This window comes from Actinocorallia longicatena (assembly GCF_039534125.1).
GTDB lineage: Bacteria > Actinomycetota > Actinomycetes > Streptosporangiales > Streptosporangiaceae > Actinocorallia > Actinocorallia longicatena.
On sequence record NZ_BAAAUV010000001.1, the window covers coordinates 204,219 to 220,211 of the forward strand.

The window sequence follows — 15,993 nt, forward strand, 5'->3', positions numbered from 1 at the left end:
TTTCCACTCGTCATGTGGCCAGTATGCACCAGAAGTGAATCTTTGAGAACGTCGCGAGAAGACCGTTGTGACGGATGAGGAGAATATGTCACGGTGGGCGCCCCCGATGCTGTGAGGAGCCCCCATGTGCCGGAACCACGAGAGCTCGCGGAGAGACGTGCTGCGGGCGGGTGTGCTGGCGCTCGGCGGGCTGGCCGCGCTGGTCCCCGCGACGGGCGTGCGGGCCTCGAGCAGGGCCGAGGGCTCGACGGTCGTGAAGACCTTCACCGGCCGCTCGGGATACGGGTTCGACCAGTGGGCCTACGTGCCGTTCGACGTGCCCGCCGGGGTGCGCCGGATCTCGGTGCGGCGCACCTTCGAGGCGTTCGTCGTCGTGCCCGGTCTGCTGTCGAACGTGCTCGACCTCGGCGTGTTCGGTCCCGCCGGATGGGAGCCGGGCGCGGAGAAGGGGTTCCGCGGCTGGTCGGGCGGCGCGCGCGGGGAGTTCGCGCTCTCGGCCACGGAGGCGACGCCCGGCTATCTGCCGGGCCCGATCGAGCCGGGGACCTGGGCGGTGGCGCTCGGCCCGATCGTCTACAACCCGGCGGGCATGGCCTGGACGGTCGAGGTGACCCTCGAGTCCGGCCCGGAGGGCCCGGCGTTCGTGCCCGAACCCGCGCCCGTGTCGGCGAAGGGCCGCGGTCCCGGCTGGTACCGGGGCGACATGCACCTGCACACGGTCCACTCCGACGGCCACCGGACGCCCGCGGAGCTGGTGGCCGCGGCTCGCGCCCGCGGGCTGGACTTCTTCGCCTCGACCGAGCACAACACCCGCTCGGCCAATCTCCAGTGGGGCCGGTTCGCCGCCGACGACCTGCTCATCATCTCCGGTGAGGAGGTGACCACCCGGCACGGGCACTGGCTCGCGATCGGCCTCCCCCACGACACGTGGATCGACTGGCGCTACTCCCCCTCCGACGGCCTTCTGCCCGCCTACGCGAGGGCCGTCCGGGAGCTCGGCGGGCTGGTCGTGGCCGCCCATCCCGTGGTGCCGGGACCCGGCTCGGTCTGGGAGTTCGGCTACGACCACGTGGACGCCGTGGAGGTCTGGAACGGGCCCTGGACGCTCGACGACCAGGCCGCCGTCATGGTCTGGGACGGCCTGCTGCGCGAGGGCCGCCGGCTGCCGGCCGTCGGCAACAGCGACTCCCACTCCGCCTCCGACGTCGTCGGCCTCCCCCAGACGGTCGTCCACGCCGGGGGCCTGTCCCGCGACGCGGTGCTGAAGGCCGTCCGGGAGGGCCGCTCCTACCTGGCCGACAACGCCGGGATCGCCCTGCACCTGACCGCGGGGACCGCCCTGCCCGGTGACACGGTCCCGGCGCGCACGACGGTCGAGTGCACCGTCACCGGCACGCCGGGCGCGACCCTCAGCCTGTTCACCGCAGCCGGAAAGGTGGCGTTCGCCCTCGTTCCGGCCTCGGGGAGCGCCCGGGTCTCCTGGACGGCCGCCGCGGGCGCGAAGTACGTCCGGGCCGAGGTCCGCTCCCTCAAACCGGGCTCGACGAGCCTCACCACGATGGCGGCTCTGTCGAACCCGATCTGGATCACGGGGTGACGCCCATCCCGGCCAGGATGCGGGCGCCCAGTTCCGCGTCGCCGGTCACCTCGACGACCGCGTCGGCCGGACCGCGCCGCCCGGCCGCGAGCAGCGTGTAGGTCTCGAAGCTCATGGCGAGCCGCACCGTGGGCTCGGCGGGGACCGGGCCCCGGGAGGCCCTGCCGCCCGCGTCGACCAGGACGGCGGCCTCCCGGTCGCCGACGGCGAACACCGCCGACTGGCCGGGCAGCGCACCGCCGCGCTTGGCCGTCACCATGGGCAGGCCCCGCGACAGGATCGTCCAGGCGCAGCGGCCGGCGGGGGCGTCCAGATTCCCCGGGACGCCGACGGCCCGGCGGATGTCCTGTTCGTGGATCCAGCAGTCGAAGGCACGGAACATCAGGAACTCGGTCGTCGTGCCGGGACGCCCGTCCGGCAGGGCGGCGGGGCCCTCGGGGTCGAGCCCGGGGATCTGGGCGAGCCTGCGGTCGAGCGTCTCCCGCAGCTCGGCCAGGACGGCCTCGCCCGGCAGCGGCCGCCGGACGTCCACGCCGATCTCCAGCACCCTGGCCATGTCGTTCTTCACGTGCGGCAGATCGGGCAGCTCGTGGTCGGGCAGCGGGTCTCCCAGCAGCATGACCTCCAGGCTCACCAGATGGGCGACGACGTCCTGTACCGACCAGCCGGGGCAGTCGGTCGGCAGCCGCCACTCGGCCGTCCCGAAACCGGAGGCCAGCTCGATCGTCGAGCGCACCGTCTGCTCGAAGGCCACGACGTGAGAATCGAATTCGGTACTCATGCGGGGAACCTCCCACAGCGGTGTCCGGCGCGGCAACGGATACGCTCGCGACATGCGGTACGTGGCGCTCCTGCGCGGGATCAACGTCGGCGGCAAGAACAAGGTCGCGATGGCCGACCTGCGGACGATCATGACCGATCTCGGCCACGCCGAGGTCAAGACCCATCTGCAGAGCGGAAACGCGGTCTTCACCGCCCCCGAGACCGATCCCGAGACCCTGGAGTCGGCGCTGTCGGCCGCGATCGAGACCGCCCTCGGCACCAGCCTCCGGATCATGGTCCGCACCGAGGCCGAGATCGCCTCGGTGGTGGAGAACGCGCCCTTCACCCCGGCCGACGGCGCCAGGTTCCAGGTCTGCTTCCTCGGCGCTCCGCCGGAGAAGGGCCTGTTCGACGACGTGGCGGACGCCTACCCGCCCGAGCGCCTGGCCGTGGCGGGACGCGAGATCTACCTCGATCTCCCCGACGGCATCAGGGACGCCAAGCTGCCCGTCCTCGTCGACCGCAAGCTGAAGAAGGACCTGACGGCCCGCAACTGGAACACCGTGCTGAAGGTGCTGGAGATCTGCCGCCTCAGCAGCGGTTGAACACTCCGGCGGCCTCGCTGAAGGTCGGCGGCATGACCGTCAGCGGCGCCTCCCCCTGGAGCCCCTCGATCAGCAGCTCCAGATAGCGCCGCCACGAGCCGGGAGCCCTGCGGGCCACCGCGCCGACCATGCACATGAGCATCGGCACGTCCTGCGGGGCGAAGTCCTGCCGCAGCCGTCCCCCCGCCTGCGCCCGGGCGACCAGCTCGGTGACCAGCGGAACGATCTTCTCTCTGAGGTCCTCGATCTTGCGCTGGGCGAGCCCGCTGCCCATCAGCACCTCACCGAGCCCCTGGTCCTCGGCGTGTGAGGCGGCCGTGTTCCACAGGTAGGAGGTGAAGCCGGCCCACGGATCGGGATTCTCCAGCCCGGCGGCGGCCCAGCCGAGGATCCGGTCGACCTTCTCCTCGAACAGTGCCTCGACCAGCGCCTCTCGCGTGGGGAAACGGCGGTAGAGGGTGCCGATGCTCACATCGGCCTTCTCCGCGATGCTCTCGAGCGTCGCGCCCAGGCCCTCGGCGGCGAACACGGCGTCGGCGGCGTCGAGGATTCTGCGCCTGTTGCGCTCCGCGTCCTTCCTCAGGGGCCGGTTGTCCATGTGATCGACCATACGCGAAAATGTGGAGGCTTATCTGCAAGTTTGGTGTTACGGTCAAGTGTCAGCGAATGACACCTTTAATGTGATCTTCAAAGTCGGCCGTGGGGGTGGGCGTGAAGTCCGAGGCGGGGCGCCCGGGACTGCTGCGTGAGCTGCTGCTCATCGCAATCCTCTACAGCGGCTACCGCTTCGGCCGCCTCTCGGCCAACGGCCACGTCGAGCGGGCCCACCGCAACGCCGGCGACGTCACCCGCCTGGAACGCTTCCTGCACCTGCCGACCGAGTCGAGCGTCCAGAACCTGCTCCTGCACAGCGAGCCGCTGACCAAGGCCGCCAACGCCTTCTACGCGGGCGTCCACTTCCCCGCCACCATCGCCTTCCTGATCTTCATGTTCTGGCGGCATCCGGTGCACTACGTGTGGATCCGCCGCGTCCTGACCGTCCTGACGCTCGGCGGGCTCATCGGGCATGTCCTGGTCCCGCTGGCACCGCCCCGGATGCTGGGACTTCTGGACACCGGCAGGGTCTTCGGGCCGACCGTCTACGGCGACCCCGACCCGCACTCCCTGGCCAACCAGTACGCGGCGATGCCCTCGCTGCACATCGGCTGGGCCCTGGTCGTCGCGATCGGCATGATCGCGGTGCTGAACTCGCGGTGGAAATGGCTCTGGCTCGCCTATCCCACCACCACGCTCCTCGTCGTGGTCGCGACCGCGAACCACTACTGGCTCGACGGAATGGTGGTCACGGTGCTGCTGGTCCTGTCGTTGGCGCTCGTCCCGGCTCCGGGACGGCCCTGGTCGATGCCCGCCCTGCGCGACCGCGAGCAGTTCGCGCCGACCCTCGCCGCCGGGAGAGGGAGATGAGCGCGATCGGAGCGGCCCTCGGCCTCTCCCTGCTGTCGGCGCTCGGCTACGCGGGCGCCGCGGTGATCCAGGAACGGATCGCCCGCACCGGACGCACCGCGGTCAGGGTCCTGGTCTCCCCGATCGGCATGGTGACCACCTGCCTCAACGGGTTCGGCGCCCTGCTGCACGTCGTGGCGCTGAAGTTCGGGCCGCTCAGCCTGCTCCAGCCGATGGGCGTGCTCACCCTCGTGGTAGCCGTGCCGCTCGGGGCGAGCCTCGCCCGCCGCAGGGTCTCGGCCCGCGAACGCCTCGGGGTCCTGTGGACCATGATCGGGCTGGCCGGGCTGCTGCTGGTCGTCGCCCAGCCGGTCCTGGTGCGCAGCCTGAACGTCGAGCAGGTCCTCCTGGTCTCCGTCGCCACCGTCCTGGTGCTGGGGATCCTGCTGCACGGGCCCGACCGCGGCGGGCTGCGGCGCGCCGCTGCGTCCGGGATCGCCTTCGGCGTGGCCTCGGCCTTCACCCAGACCGCGGCCGAGCATCTCGGCGGCCCGCTCTCCACCGCCTTCCTCCTGCCCGCGGCGCTGGTCGTGCCGTTGATGATCTCGGGTCTGGTGCTGGCGCAGAGCGCCTACACCGGCGGGCTCGGCGCCCCTCTCGCGGTCCAGAACCTCGTCAACCCGGCCGCCGCGGCGATCATCGGGCTGTTCCTGCTCGGCGAGCACTTCCGCGGCGGGCCGCTCGGCCTGTCGGTGGGGATGATCGCCGCCGCCGGAGCGGCCCGGGGCGTGGTCCTGCTGACCCGCCGCGCCGCGCACGACGTCCCGGACGATCTCCAGGGAGACCTACCGGAGGACCTACCGGAGGACCTACCGGCGGCGGCCGGGCGGGCCGAGGTGTGCCTCCGGGCCTGACGGGTAGGGCTCCCGAAGATCGTTTTCCGGGGGGCGGATCTACTTGCGCTGGACCACCATCGTGCCTGCCGTGGCCATGGCCGCACTCGTGCTGACCTTCGGCCGCGAGATCAACGGCGTCCTGGTCGTCGTCGACGCGCTCATCCTGGCGGCGGCCGTGCTGGCCGCCGTCCACCACGCCGAGGTCATCGCCCACAAGGTCGGCGAGCCCTTCGGCTCGCTGGTCCTGGCCGTGGCCGTGACGGTCATCGAGGTGGCACTGATCATCAGCGTGATGATCTCCAGTGGGCCGAAGGGCGCGACCCTCGCCCGCGACACGGCGTTCTCGGCGATGATGATCTGCTGTACGGGGATCGTCGGCGCCTGCCTCCTGACGACCGCGCTCCGGCACCGGACCGCAGTGTTCAACGCCGAGGGCACCGGCGGGATGCTCGCCACCGTCGCGGCGCTGGTCACCCTGACCATGGTCCTGCCGACCCTCACCACGAGCGCGCACGGCCCGAAGTTCTCCGGCGCCCAGCTCGCCTTCGCCGCGGTCGCCTCCCTCACCCTCTACGGGCTGTTCGTCCTCACCCAGACGGTCCGCCACCGCGACTACTTCCTGCCCGTCACCGACGACGGCGGCATCGTCGAGGACGACCACGCCGAACCGCCCTCCGCGAAGGAGACCAAGACCAGCCTCCTGCTGCTGCTGATCTCCCTGGTCTCCGTGGTCGGCCTGGCCAAGGTCGAGTCACCGGTCATCGAGCGCGGCGTCCAGAACGCCGGACTCCCCCACGCCGTCGTCGGCGTCGTGATCGCCCTGCTCGTCCTGCTGCCCGAGACCCTCGCGGCCGTCCGCGCCGCCCGCCGCGACCGCACCCAGACCGCCCTCAACCTGGCCCTCGGCTCCGCCACCGCCAGCATCGGCCTGACCATCCCGGCCATCGCCCTGGCCTCGATCTGGGTGAAGGGCCCACTGGAACTGGGCCTCGGCCCCACCCAGATCGCCCTGCTCGTCCTGACCGTCGTCGTCTCCGCTCTCACGATCGTCCCGGGCCGCGCCACCCTCCTCCAGGGCGGCCTCCACCTCGTCATCTTCGCCGCCTTCATCTTCCTCACCATCAGCCCCTGAACCACCCGCCCGGACCGTCCGAGCCCGCCCAGAATCCCGTCCAGCAACAGCCCACCCGGCCATCACCGGCCTCCGGCTCTCCAAGCCCAGGAGCCGACCGGACCGGCTCCAGCGAAGATCTCCTCGGCTCCGGGCGCGCCTTCCCAAACGGGTCCATCGACCGCCCCGACCTCTGCCTCCCTTGGGCCCCTGATACTGCCTCGGCTCAACTCCTCCTCTCCTCTGGAGCGGAGACCACGGACTCCAGCCCAGCCACCGTGACCGGCTTCTCCTGCTCATGCTCCAGCCGCGATTCGTACTCTCTCACCACCCGAAACCGCAGACCGGCTCCACCAGTTGCGCCGAGGCCGGTCACCTTCGCGCCGCCTGCGCTGGAGTCCCGCCGCGGCCACCGCTGCCCCCACCTACTTGGCCGCTCGCCCATGGTCATGACGTCAGAACGGCCGAGAGCTCGGCGATCCTCACGGCGTCATGGCCCCGGAGCAGGGAGCGCAGGTTCCCGCAAGCGCGATCGTGCTCCGCTCCATCAGGCGGACCGCTTTGCGAGACAGCACCCAGTCGACGTCGGAGGTGGCCTCCGCGAGCAGCCGCAGCCCCGTCTCGCCATCGTGCGGGCCGTGCAGCTTGGGCTGGAGCGCGGGCCGGCGGGCGGCCATCTCGGCGACGAGGATGAGATCGATCGCTTGGGCACGGCTCAGGCCGGTACCGCCCTGGACCGTCATCCGAGCGAGGACCCGCAGATAGAACTGCCAAGCGGTAAGGAGACGTTTCACCTCACGGACCGGCCGGATGCCCGCAGGCCTGGATCGGACACCTCAAGCCGGGATGCTTCGGTGTGACGTGGAGTGTCGGAGGCTTGGACGACGAGCCGCTGTCCGGCGACCGCCGGGCATCGCCGCCCTGCTCTGAACAGGAGTCTCGATGAGCCGTTCCGTCCCGTTCGTTCTGACCATCTCTGCCCTTCTGGCCGCTTGGTCGTGAGGGATTCGTCGTCGATGGTGAAGTGGACGGTCTCGCCCGGTGTGATCGAGTCCTCGGGACCGATCGGTCGTTGACCCGGCGCCGTCCTGTTGGGTGACGCTGTGGGGTTCTGCCGGGCTTCGGAATTCTTGGGTGGGGCGGCCGGGACTCGCAGGTCCCGGCCGCTGGCGTGCTGGGTGGGACGGTCGATCTGCTGGGGTTGGTCAGCAGGTGGCGAGGATGATCGAGATGACGTGGCAGGTCTTGGTGGCGGTGTCGTTGGCGGAGTTGGGATCGGCGGGGGCGCTGGTGGTGCGGACGCCGGTGACGGTCACGGGGCCGAGGGAGAGCAGGTTGAGGGGGATTCGGAAGGTTTTGTCGACGTTGGCCGCGTTGGCGATGGCACCGTATACGCAGGTGAGAGTGGGTGCGGTGAAGGTGCAGCCGGTCGAGAGGTTGGTGGCGGCGGCGCCTGCCGGGAGGGTGGCGGTGAGGGTGGCCGAGGTGACGGGGTCGGGGCCGGTGTTGTGGGCGGTGAGGGTGTAGCGCAGGTAGGGCACGAGGATGCCGAGGTGGGGCTGGGCGGTCAGGTCCACGTCGATGTCGGCTTTGGGCGGGGCGAGGTAGGTGTACTGGCCGGCTGCGCTGGTGGCGCTGGTGCCGGCCTGGGTGGTGACGGTGACGTCGACGGTGCCCGCTGCGTGGGCCGGGGCGGTCGCGGTGACGGTGGTGGCGTTGACGACGGTCACACCGGTGGCGGGGGTGCCGCCGAACTTCACTGCTGTGGTGCTGTAGAGGTGGCTGCCGGTGATGGTGACGGAGGTACCGCCCGCGGCGGGGCCGCTGCCGGGGGTCACGCCGGTGACGATGGGCTTGGCGGGTGAGACGTCGACACCGTAGGGGGTGTTGCCGACACCGATGGTGGCGGTGACGGCGTTGGTGGTCAGGTCGATGACCGAGACGGTGCTGTTGCCGCTGTTGGTGACGTAGGCGGTGCCGTCAGCGGGGTTGACGCGGATGCCCGCCGGTGCGGTTCCGACCGGGATGGTGGCGGTGACGGTGCTGGTGGCGGTATCGATGACGCCGACGGTGTTGGTGGTGGCGCCGGCCGCGTAGAGGCGGGTGCCGTCGGGGCTGATCGACAGGTCCTGCGGGCGGGTGAAGGGAATGGTGCCGGTGATCGTACTGGTCGCGAGGTCGATGACGGAGATGTTGTTGCTGTTGTAGTTGGCGGTGTAGGCGTACGCGCCGTCAGGGCTGATCACCACGCCGGCCGGGGTCTGGGCGCTGGGGTCAGTGATGGTGGCGGTGACGGTGTTGGTAGCGGTGTCGATGACCGTGACCGCGCTTCCGACGAAACCCGCCACGACCGCCTTGCCGCCGTCGGGGGTGACCGCAATGTCGAAGGGCTGGCCGGTGATACCGATGGTGGCCGTGACCGCACGGGTGGCGGTGTCGATGACGCGGACGCCCTGGGCTCCTCCGCCGAGACTGACGCCGACGTAGACGTGCGCGCCGTCCGGGTTGAACGCCACGGGGTTGGGGTTGGAGGAGACCGGGATGGTCGCCGCCACGGTGTTCGTGGTGGCGTCGATCACCGAGACGCTGTTGGCGCCCTGGTTGGTGACGTAGACCTCGTTCCCGTCGGGGGCGACGGAGACTCCGCCGGGGAACGAGCCGACCGGGACGGTCGCGGTCACCGTTCCAGTCGTGGCGTCGATGACCGAAACGGAGTTGCCTCGCAGGTTCGTGACATAGGCAGTGGCGCCGGGCGCCGCCGCGTGCGCGGGCCCGGAAGGCGCCGCCAGCCCGGCGGTGGCCAGGGCGAACGCGACGGTCAGGGAGGTGAGCCGCTTGCGCGCTCTCTGGCGGGGACGTGCGATGGGGGTCAAGGGGAGGACTCCTCTCGGCTTCCGCGCCGCCGCCGGCGGGCACCGAACGGGGCCCTGGAACCGTCGGCGATGCGGTCGATTCCGGACGTGCGAGCCCGCCAGCGCGGAAGCGGATCTCCCCCAAGGCGAACGCCGACAGCTTGCCGAATGGTCACGGGGAGCAGTCATGCGTATGCCCTGAGTCGCCTTCGGGAAGAATCACACGCGGCCCCGAAGGCCACAAGAAGTTAGGGGTCGTAACTTTGTGCGACTTCGGTTGTTGGGTCGATTTCAGCCCGGCCGTTATTGCGGAGCCCTTCGGGACGTGTCGGGCGGCCCGCCTCCCACCGCCTCGACCCTTCTGGAATCCCTGAGCGCCGCCCGCGTTCGACTCGACCGGAACGGCCGGGCCGGCTCGGAGCCTTCGGCTGCGGGCGGCATGTCGGCACGCACACCACATCGCTCGGACGATCCGCAGGATAGTTCCCCTTTGGGATTCTCTGCTTTATGTAACGGTTTTATCGCCACATATCGGCCATTCGTGCTCTCGGGTGCCTCCAGGATGGCGCTCCCCAAGGGGGGAGCGGTCGGGCGTTCCAGGACCGGAACCGCGACGACCCTGACCGCCGCAGAACTCACCCAGACTTGGCCCACGCCACAAGCGGTGATCAGGCTGTTCTTCGGCTATCTGCGAGATCGGGGGCTGGTCATGGGGCTGCCGTTTCGGCTCGCGGGCCGGCGGGGTCGATCAGCTCCTGAGCCATCGTCATCGCACGCCGTCCGGCAGCGCCACATCGGGTCCGCTGCGCCGATCGGAGTCTGAACACATGAACTCGCGAGGGAAGATCAGAGGTCTCACTTGGGGAGAGGACAGCTTGTGAGGTCCTCGGTCGCCTCGAGGAAGGCCCGTCGGCCTTCGCGGCCGGCCTCGCTGATGGCGTGGGCGAACAAGACGCAGCCACCGGTGGCTTGCGGCTCGTCCAGATCGGTCTCGATGTCGCCACGTGCCTGCATGACGGCTCCGTGAACGGTCAGGTCGTCCTCGTAGGCCAGGTGCAGCACGTAGTCCCAGAAGCGAGCGGTCTCCTACTCAAGGACGTAGCGGGCAAGAGCAGCCCCATCCAGGGAGCCCTTGAACAGGGAGGCAGTGATGCTACTCGCGGCCTCGGGGACGGCAGCCGTCGCCTCGTCGGCGCGTCTCCGAACCTGCGCCTCCACGCCTCGATCGGCCCCAGCTCCGCCTCGATCCGGTCCGCGGCGTCCTTCACCTGCTGGTAGTCGGACACGTCGACCTGGTAGGCCCGTCCCTCCACCTCCTCGGCGACGGCCTTCAGCCCGGCGTCCCCCCGGGCGATCAGCGCGACCAGCGCGCCGTGCGCGGCCGGTTCCCGGGCGGTCGCCCGCCCGACCCCGCCGCTGGCCCCCGTGACCACGACGACCTTCCCGTACAGCGATCCCGGCGTTCCGAACATGGCGCTCCCCTCTCCTCGCAGGAAGAGGGGAGTGCCCCGGGGCCCGGGCTCGAACTACGGCCGGACCGAACGGCAGGACTGCGGGGCGCTGACCGGGTTGCAGCGGGCGGTGACGAAGCCCGGCAGGGCGGTGTAGTAGCCGGTGGCGAAGCGGGCGGCCAGGCCGGGGACCGGGTAGTCGGTGCTGACCCACTGGGCGCCGCCGGCCAGGGCCGCGTCGCGCATGGTGGTGTCGCCCGTCCTGGCCTGGACGGTGTCGGCGTCGGCGCGGGTGCGGACCAGGTAGCCCTTCTCGACGAGGGCGGCGATGCCGGAGTTCGGGTCGTTGCGCTGGACGAACGCGGCGTCGTCCTGGCCGGGGGTGCCGGCGGTGAAGACGAGGCGGCCCTCCAGGCTCGGGTTGCCCTCGAGGTAGGCGGCGCGCTGGGTCTGGTTGCCGTCCATCAGGAACATGACCTTGCCGCGGACGGAGTCCAGGAGGGGCCAGCCGTCGGTCAGCACCGACTGCTCCAGGCTCTTGCCGGGGCTCCTGACGTCGTCGGGGGCCAGGATGTCGCCCCGCGCGAAGACCGAGAGGATCTCCTGTTCGGCGTCGAGCAGGCGGGCGCGGGTCCAGGTGGTCAGCGGGACGGGCGGGATGCCCTTGACCGGGATGTCGAGGGTGTCCTTGAACTCCAGCAGGATCGCGATCGGGATATGCGAGGGGTTGGCGTCCGACCACTTCTTCACGGCCCGGAGGCAGGCCGTCAGCGACACGCAGGTGCTGTGGTAGTCGAGGCCCGCGATGTGCAGGACCTTGGTGCCCGGCTCGTTCATCGCCGGGTCGTAGTCGGGCTTCTGGCCGGTGATCAGCCGGATCGGCGGCCTGGCGTACTGGCCGCCCTTCGGATCGGCGTACAGGTCCAGCTCGATCTGCCGGACGTGCTGCCCCGCGAACTGCTGGTCGAGCGGCGGATGGCTGTACTGGAGCCCCTGGGTGACCGAGCCGCCGACCACCGAGACGGGACCGAACTCATTCGGCGGAAGCTCGACGTGGTAGCTGTTGTGCGATCCCACGACCTGGATCTGGTTGAGGCGCAACGCCGGGGCGTCGGCCTGGCTGCGGAGGGCTGGAGCGGCGGCGAGTGCTGCGAGCGCGGTGAACGCGACGACGGCACGCCTCGAGGGGTGGGGGGCCATGGACGCGAATGAAGCCCAGTCTCCCCCTCCGCGTCAAGGGTCCCAGCGGAAACGGCCGTCAGAAGTCGCCCTCGGCCACCTGGAGGACGGTGAGGCCGAGGGCGCGCCAGGCCTCGACGACCTGGTCACGGTCGTCGAGGACGCAGACCACGTCATAGGCGTCCCGGACGTGGGCGTCGAACAGCTCGATCTTGACGACGGCGTCCTTGCGCGAATCCCCCGTCGGGCGCATGAACAGGCCCTCGAACGGCACCCCGACGTGCAGCGCCAGCCAGGCCGCGGTCTCGTCGTGGCACTCCGCCGGACGGCCGGACAGGAACACGATCCTGTTCCCGGCCGCGTGCATCGCCCGGACGACCTCGATCACCGGTGTGTTCGGCAGGTCCTGGTGGACCCGGCTGCTGTCGTAGGGGCTCCGGCCGGAGATGAGCGCGGTGGTGCCGTCGATGTCGACGAGGACGGCCCTGGGCGTCCCCTGCTTCGCCTCGTAGGGCACGACCGGCTTGCCGATGTCCTCCGGGAGCGGCAGCGGGTGCTTCCGGCCGGCCAGGAACCGCAGGTGCAGGTCCTTGATCCGGTCGGCCCCGACCGGGTGCTCCCGGGCGGCGTCCCGCTCGACACAGGTCTCGAGCGGGACGCCGGTGAAGTCGTGCACCTCGAAGCCCGCCCCTGCGGCGTGCGCCAGCCTGGCCAGGTCGCGGGCCATCTTCTGGGGCAGGTTGGTGTCGTCGCTGACCACGTCATAGCCGTCGCGGAGCAGCCGGGTGATCGCCGCGTCGCGTGCGGCGATCACCCGCTGCTCGGTCAGGCCCTTGACGTGCACGCCGTCGTCGAGCATCTTGCGCAGGTCGTCACGGTTGATCCGGACGCGGTGCGCCCGGTCCTCGGCCGTCCAGGCCCTGGCCCAGGTGGACTTGCCGGACGCGGGAAGGCCTCGGGTGATGTGCAGCGTTGCCATCAGGCGGTGTCCTCGGAGACGTTGACGGGCCGGAGATCCCCGGCGGGCTTGAGCGAGTGCCACATCTTGGCCGAGGCGTCCTTCCCGTCGAGCGCCAGGAACAGCCACCCCCGGTTGGCCGACCGCCCCGCGACCGCCGCGTACTCCTTGCGCCCCCAGCCGTCCGGGAGCCCCGAAACGATCCTCGCATGCTCCTCCGCGACCCGCGCGACGAGCTGATCCCGCTGTGCGAACAGCTCCTTCGCCAGACCCTGGACCCACCCGTGGAACTCGTCGGGCAGCCCCTCGCAGATCCCCTGCACCGAGTCCCCCGCCCCGAGCCGCTCCCACACCCCTCGCGCGTTCAAGCCAGTGATCACCCGGTGGAGGGCCACGTAGTCCTCCTGCTTGACCTTGATCATCAGATCGGCCTTGTCGGGGAACCTGATGACAAGGCCTTCTGCCCCGCGACGGGGTTCCGCGGCCAGGACCTCGGCCAGAGTTCGGTACGCGAACGTCTCGGATCGAGGGCCCCGATAGCTCAGATCGGCGGGTGCGATGACCTTTCCCGTCAGCTTCTCTACGCCGCCGAGCAGAACCAGGTCGTCGAGGTCCCCGTAGTCGCAGACGATCCGATTCTGCGGAAAAATGATCTCGAACAACCAGGTCACACCGTCGTTGACCTCGGAACCGGCCGCATAACGGTCGCGCCAGACCTTCGAAGCGTGGGCCGACTGCTCCGAACCGAAGCTCCCCCTCGTGGCGATGGCGTGGCCGTCCGGCGTCGGATAGAGGATCCCGAGACTGTTGTGGACGAGGACACCGCGGGCCAGATAGTTCTCGGTCGTGGTCGAGACGTCGTAGCCGACACGGCCGTGAGGAAAGTTCTGTTTGGTGACCTCTACTCGCTCGACCGAGAGCACCTCCGTCTCCTCCGCCCGGCTGAGCTCACGTCCCACCGGCATTTCCCGGTAGGGCACGTCTTGGTGCCGTTCAGGGAGCTTGTAACGCATGGTGGGGTGGACATGCGGCGCGATCGCCGCCCACAGCCGTTCGATCTGCTGTCTGCGCCCGGAGTTGATGACCAGTGTGTGCCCCCGGCCCCCGTCATCGACGGTGTGCCAGGAGATGCCGTAAAGCTCGGCCAGGCGATCACCCAGTCTGGCGATCTCCTCGAGGGTGAAAGAATGTGTGGCGAAGCTGATCCGATCGGCTTGCGCCTTGAACCGCTGCCGGTAGCCGTCGTCCATGAGCCATTTCGCAACGGCGAAATCATCGAGCCATGAAAGATCGGCGGGAACTCTCTTCACGCCGTCGGGGTACCACTCCCTGCGGAGGTCGCCGAAGTCGGTGTACTCCTTCGTCCCCACCCACATGATCCGGCTCCCGTAACCCGAGACAGTGTCCGCCCGCACGGAAACGCAGTCGCCCATGGCCTTCCGGAGCGCCTCGACATAGTCGCCCTGACGGGCCGAATGGCCCTCCTGGTACTTTGCCTGGTCCGGCTTCGTCGCCGATCGCATGACACAGCCGTCGCCGAGCAGTGACGCCCTGACGAGGTTGTACACCTCCGCGCTCGGCTGCCAGGCCTGCCGGACCATCCGGTCACCCGGCCGGACATCGCAGGCCGGGACGTAGGCGCCGTTCACGTAGAGATGGTGGTTGACGGTGACCCTGAGAACATTGGCGTGGCCTCCGGCACCGCTCCTCCGCGAGACCGGGCAGCCGACCGTCACATCCAGCCAGTGGTCTTTCGTGCCGTTGTAGTGCCAGTCCGTAACGGTCGCCGGGACCAATTCGCCTGCTTCGTCCATCCCGACCAGCGTCACAGGCAGCTTGTTCCTGACGACCTCACCGATGGTGATCGTCCCTCCGCCCCAGAGATTGAGCGTGGTGGATCCGACGAAGCAGCCGTCCATCTTGTCCGTGACCACGACCCTCGCATCAAGATCGAATTGGCTGGCCTCGTGCTCGGAGTAGTTGAAGAACTTCGGGAACGGGCGTGCGACGACGTAGTCATCCGCGTCAATGACCAATCCGCGGCATGCCCGGGTCACGGCGGTCCAGGCACGTTCATACTGCGTCTTCTCCGTGTAGTTCAGAATGCGCAGCGGCAGGTGGGGATGGGCCTGCACCCTGACGTAACCGGCCTCGATCGCCTCGGCCAGCTCTCGTCGGTCCATCAGTTCGCTGAGGTGAAGCCGCATCCGTTCCCCCTGACTCGAATCTCAAGATTGTGTCGGATCGCGCCCAGTTCGTCTCCCGGTTATAGGGCCCCGCCCAGGAAGGTGAGGACGTCGGGGAGGACGCGGCGCCAATAGCCGATGGAGTGCAGGCCGGGGGTGAAGGAGGTGTGCTCGGCTCCGGAGAGGGCCCGGGCCGGCTTGTAGAAGGGGTCGTCCGTGCCGCACCAGACGCCCAGATGGCCGGCCACGGGGCCGGCGGCGTTGAGCGGTTCGTGGGCGGCCCAGTCGGCCTGGTCGGCGTAGGCCCCCACCGTGGTGGAGTCCTTCCAGGTCGGGAACAGTGCGGGGCTCACGGCGGCGACCCCCTTGAGGGTCCCTCCGCGCAGGCGCGCGTACTGGAGGGCTCCGGAGCCGCCCATCGAGATGCCGAGGGCGAGGCTCGGCGGGGCCAGGCCCATCCTGGACAGCCAGGCGGGAAGCTCCTTCACCAGCATCAGCTGGGGGTCGTCGCCCTGGTGGAGCTCGTGCCAGTAGGAGTCGCGGCCACCGTCGACGGCCACGACCGCGAACGGCGGGACGCCCGCGGCGAACGCGGCGCCCAGGAACCGGGGCAGGCCGAGGTCGAGCCAGTAACCGGCCTCCGCGCTGCCGCCGTGCAGGGCCACGCAGACGTTCTTGGCCCCCGGAGGAGCCATGGCGATCATCGAGATCTCGGTGCCGCGGGCCTTCGAGAAGCGCCGGACGGTGCGGGTCGGCACCGGTTCGGCGTTCGGGACGACCCCGTCCTCGCCGGTCAGCCCCAGAGCCCGGCGGAACCGGGCGCGGCCGGGCAGCAGTCCGGAGTCGACCGCGAAGTAGCCGCCCCCGACCACTCCTGCCGCGCCCGCCGCCCCGACCACCCCGCCGAGCAGCACCGCACGCCGTGAAACCGCCATGTATCCCCCAAAAGATCA

The 15,993-nt window shown here is 70.1% G+C and carries 15 protein-coding genes; 5 read left to right on the forward strand and 10 right to left on the reverse strand.

Annotation, left to right across the window (positions count from 1 at the left end; all coding sequences use genetic code 11):
* Positions 1–124: 124 nt before the first annotated feature.
* Positions 125–1,597: a CehA/McbA family metallohydrolase gene (locus ABD785_RS00865; protein ID WP_344821165.1), complete on the forward strand. Its 1,473-nt coding sequence runs from the start codon at positions 125–127 to the stop codon at positions 1,595–1,597.
* Here ABD785_RS00865 and ABD785_RS00870 read toward each other — a convergent pair.
* The gene (locus ABD785_RS00870) at positions 1,587–2,378 is read right to left on the reverse strand and encodes a maleylpyruvate isomerase family mycothiol-dependent enzyme (protein WP_344821166.1); all 792 of its coding nucleotides are present in this window, start codon (positions 2,376–2,378) and stop codon (positions 1,587–1,589) included. The two genes, ABD785_RS00865 and ABD785_RS00870, sit on opposite strands and share 11 nt — an antisense overlap.
* 52 nt (positions 2,379–2,430) lie before the next feature.
* Between ABD785_RS00870 and ABD785_RS00875 the strand changes: the two genes are divergently transcribed.
* Positions 2,431–2,964 carry a DUF1697 domain-containing protein gene (locus ABD785_RS00875; protein WP_344821167.1) on the forward strand — a complete coding sequence of 178 codons (534 nt, stop codon included), beginning with the start codon at positions 2,431–2,433 and terminating at the stop codon, positions 2,962–2,964.
* Here ABD785_RS00875 and ABD785_RS00880 read toward each other — a convergent pair.
* Positions 2,951–3,562, reverse strand: a complete 612-nt coding sequence (locus ABD785_RS00880; RefSeq protein ID WP_344821168.1) for a TetR/AcrR family transcriptional regulator — start codon at positions 3,560–3,562, stop codon at positions 2,951–2,953. The two genes, ABD785_RS00875 and ABD785_RS00880, sit on opposite strands and share 14 nt — an antisense overlap.
* Positions 3,563–3,675: 113 nt before the next feature.
* Between ABD785_RS00880 and ABD785_RS00885 the strand changes: the two genes are divergently transcribed.
* The 3 genes from ABD785_RS00885 to ABD785_RS00895 all read left to right on the forward strand — a co-directional run bounded on the left by ABD785_RS00885 (position 3,676) and on the right by ABD785_RS00895 (position 6,435).
* Positions 3,676–4,428 (forward strand): phosphatase PAP2 family protein, encoded by a 753-nt coding sequence (locus ABD785_RS00885; protein ID WP_344821169.1) that lies wholly within the window; start codon positions 3,676–3,678, stop codon positions 4,426–4,428.
* The gene (locus ABD785_RS00890) at positions 4,425–5,321 is read left to right on the forward strand and encodes a DMT family protein (RefSeq protein ID WP_344821170.1); all 897 of its coding nucleotides are present in this window, start codon (positions 4,425–4,427) and stop codon (positions 5,319–5,321) included. The genes ABD785_RS00885 and ABD785_RS00890 overlap by 4 nt, the downstream gene beginning before the upstream one ends.
* Positions 5,322–5,397: 76 nt before the next feature.
* On the forward strand, positions 5,398–6,435 hold the full coding sequence (locus tag ABD785_RS00895; protein ID WP_344821772.1) for a calcium:cation antiporter: 1,038 nt from the start codon (positions 5,398–5,400) through the stop codon (positions 6,433–6,435).
* A 461-nt stretch (positions 6,436–6,896) separates the two neighbouring features.
* Here ABD785_RS00895 and ABD785_RS00900 read toward each other — a convergent pair whose 3' ends face one another.
* From ABD785_RS00900 to ABD785_RS00935, 8 genes are all read right to left on the reverse strand, one after another.
* Positions 6,897–7,208: a hypothetical protein gene (locus ABD785_RS00900; protein WP_344821171.1), complete on the reverse strand. Its 312-nt coding sequence runs from the start codon at positions 7,206–7,208 to the stop codon at positions 6,897–6,899.
* Between the two features lie 411 nt (positions 7,209–7,619).
* Entirely contained in the window at positions 7,620–9,287 is a 1,668-nt protein-coding gene (locus ABD785_RS00905; RefSeq protein WP_344821172.1) for an IPT/TIG domain-containing protein, read from the reverse strand.
* 834 nt (positions 9,288–10,121) lie between these two features.
* Positions 10,122–10,280: a hypothetical protein gene (locus tag ABD785_RS00910; protein ID WP_344821173.1), complete on the reverse strand. Its 159-nt coding sequence runs from the start codon at positions 10,278–10,280 to the stop codon at positions 10,122–10,124.
* Positions 10,281–10,297: 17 nt separating this feature from the next.
* On the reverse strand, positions 10,298–10,738 hold the full coding sequence (locus ABD785_RS00915; RefSeq protein WP_344821174.1) for an SDR family NAD(P)-dependent oxidoreductase: 441 nt from the start codon (positions 10,736–10,738) through the stop codon (positions 10,298–10,300).
* Positions 10,739–10,792: 54 nt separating this feature from the next.
* On the reverse strand, positions 10,793–11,917 hold the full coding sequence (locus tag ABD785_RS00920) for a phosphatidylinositol-specific phospholipase C1-like protein (RefSeq protein WP_344821175.1): 1,125 nt from the start codon (positions 11,915–11,917) through the stop codon (positions 10,793–10,795).
* A gap of 58 nt (positions 11,918–11,975) precedes the next feature.
* A complete protein-coding gene (locus tag ABD785_RS00925) occupies positions 11,976–12,875 on the reverse strand; it encodes a phosphatase domain-containing protein (RefSeq protein ID WP_344821176.1) in 900 nt (299 codons plus the stop codon).
* Positions 12,875–15,061 carry an RNA ligase gene (locus ABD785_RS00930; protein ID WP_344821177.1) on the reverse strand — a complete coding sequence of 729 codons (2,187 nt, stop codon included), beginning with the start codon at positions 15,059–15,061 and terminating at the stop codon, positions 12,875–12,877. The genes ABD785_RS00925 and ABD785_RS00930 overlap by 1 nt, the downstream gene beginning before the upstream one ends.
* Before the next feature lie 59 nt (positions 15,062–15,120).
* Positions 15,121–15,975 (reverse strand): alpha/beta hydrolase, encoded by an 855-nt coding sequence (locus tag ABD785_RS00935; RefSeq protein WP_344821178.1) that lies wholly within the window; start codon positions 15,973–15,975, stop codon positions 15,121–15,123.
* Between the last annotated feature and the right edge of the window lie 18 nt (positions 15,976–15,993).

What these genes read in the sequence shown, in the direction of transcription:
- ABD785_RS00910 (WP_344821173.1), bottom strand. Translation starts at nt 10,280, where the DNA reads ATGCAGGCACGTGGCGACATCGAGACCGATCTGGACGAGCCGCAAGCC.
- ABD785_RS00925 (WP_344821176.1), bottom strand. Translation starts at nt 12,875, where the DNA reads ATGGCAACGCTGCACATCACCCGAGGCCTTCCCGCGTCCGGCAAGTCC.
- ABD785_RS00890 (WP_344821170.1), top strand. Translation starts at nt 4,425, where the DNA reads ATGAGCGCGATCGGAGCGGCCCTCGGCCTCTCCCTGCTGTCGGCGCTC.
- ABD785_RS00915 (WP_344821174.1), bottom strand. Translation starts at nt 10,738, where the DNA reads ATGTTCGGAACGCCGGGATCGCTGTACGGGAAGGTCGTCGTGGTCACG.
- ABD785_RS00880 (WP_344821168.1), bottom strand. Translation starts at nt 3,562, where the DNA reads ATGGACAACCGGCCCCTGAGGAAGGACGCGGAGCGCAACAGGCGCAGA.
- ABD785_RS00930 (WP_344821177.1), bottom strand. Translation starts at nt 15,061, where the DNA reads ATGCGGCTTCACCTCAGCGAACTGATGGACCGACGAGAGCTGGCCGAG.
- ABD785_RS00895 (WP_344821772.1), top strand. Translation starts at nt 5,398, where the DNA reads ATGGCCGCACTCGTGCTGACCTTCGGCCGCGAGATCAACGGCGTCCTG.
- ABD785_RS00865 (WP_344821165.1), top strand. Translation starts at nt 125, where the DNA reads ATGTGCCGGAACCACGAGAGCTCGCGGAGAGACGTGCTGCGGGCGGGT.
- ABD785_RS00920 (WP_344821175.1), bottom strand. Translation starts at nt 11,917, where the DNA reads ATGGCCCCCCACCCCTCGAGGCGTGCCGTCGTCGCGTTCACCGCGCTC.
- ABD785_RS00870 (WP_344821166.1), bottom strand. Translation starts at nt 2,378, where the DNA reads ATGAGTACCGAATTCGATTCTCACGTCGTGGCCTTCGAGCAGACGGTG.
- ABD785_RS00875 (WP_344821167.1), top strand. Translation starts at nt 2,431, where the DNA reads ATGCGGTACGTGGCGCTCCTGCGCGGGATCAACGTCGGCGGCAAGAAC.
- ABD785_RS00935 (WP_344821178.1), bottom strand. Translation starts at nt 15,975, where the DNA reads ATGGCGGTTTCACGGCGTGCGGTGCTGCTCGGCGGGGTGGTCGGGGCG.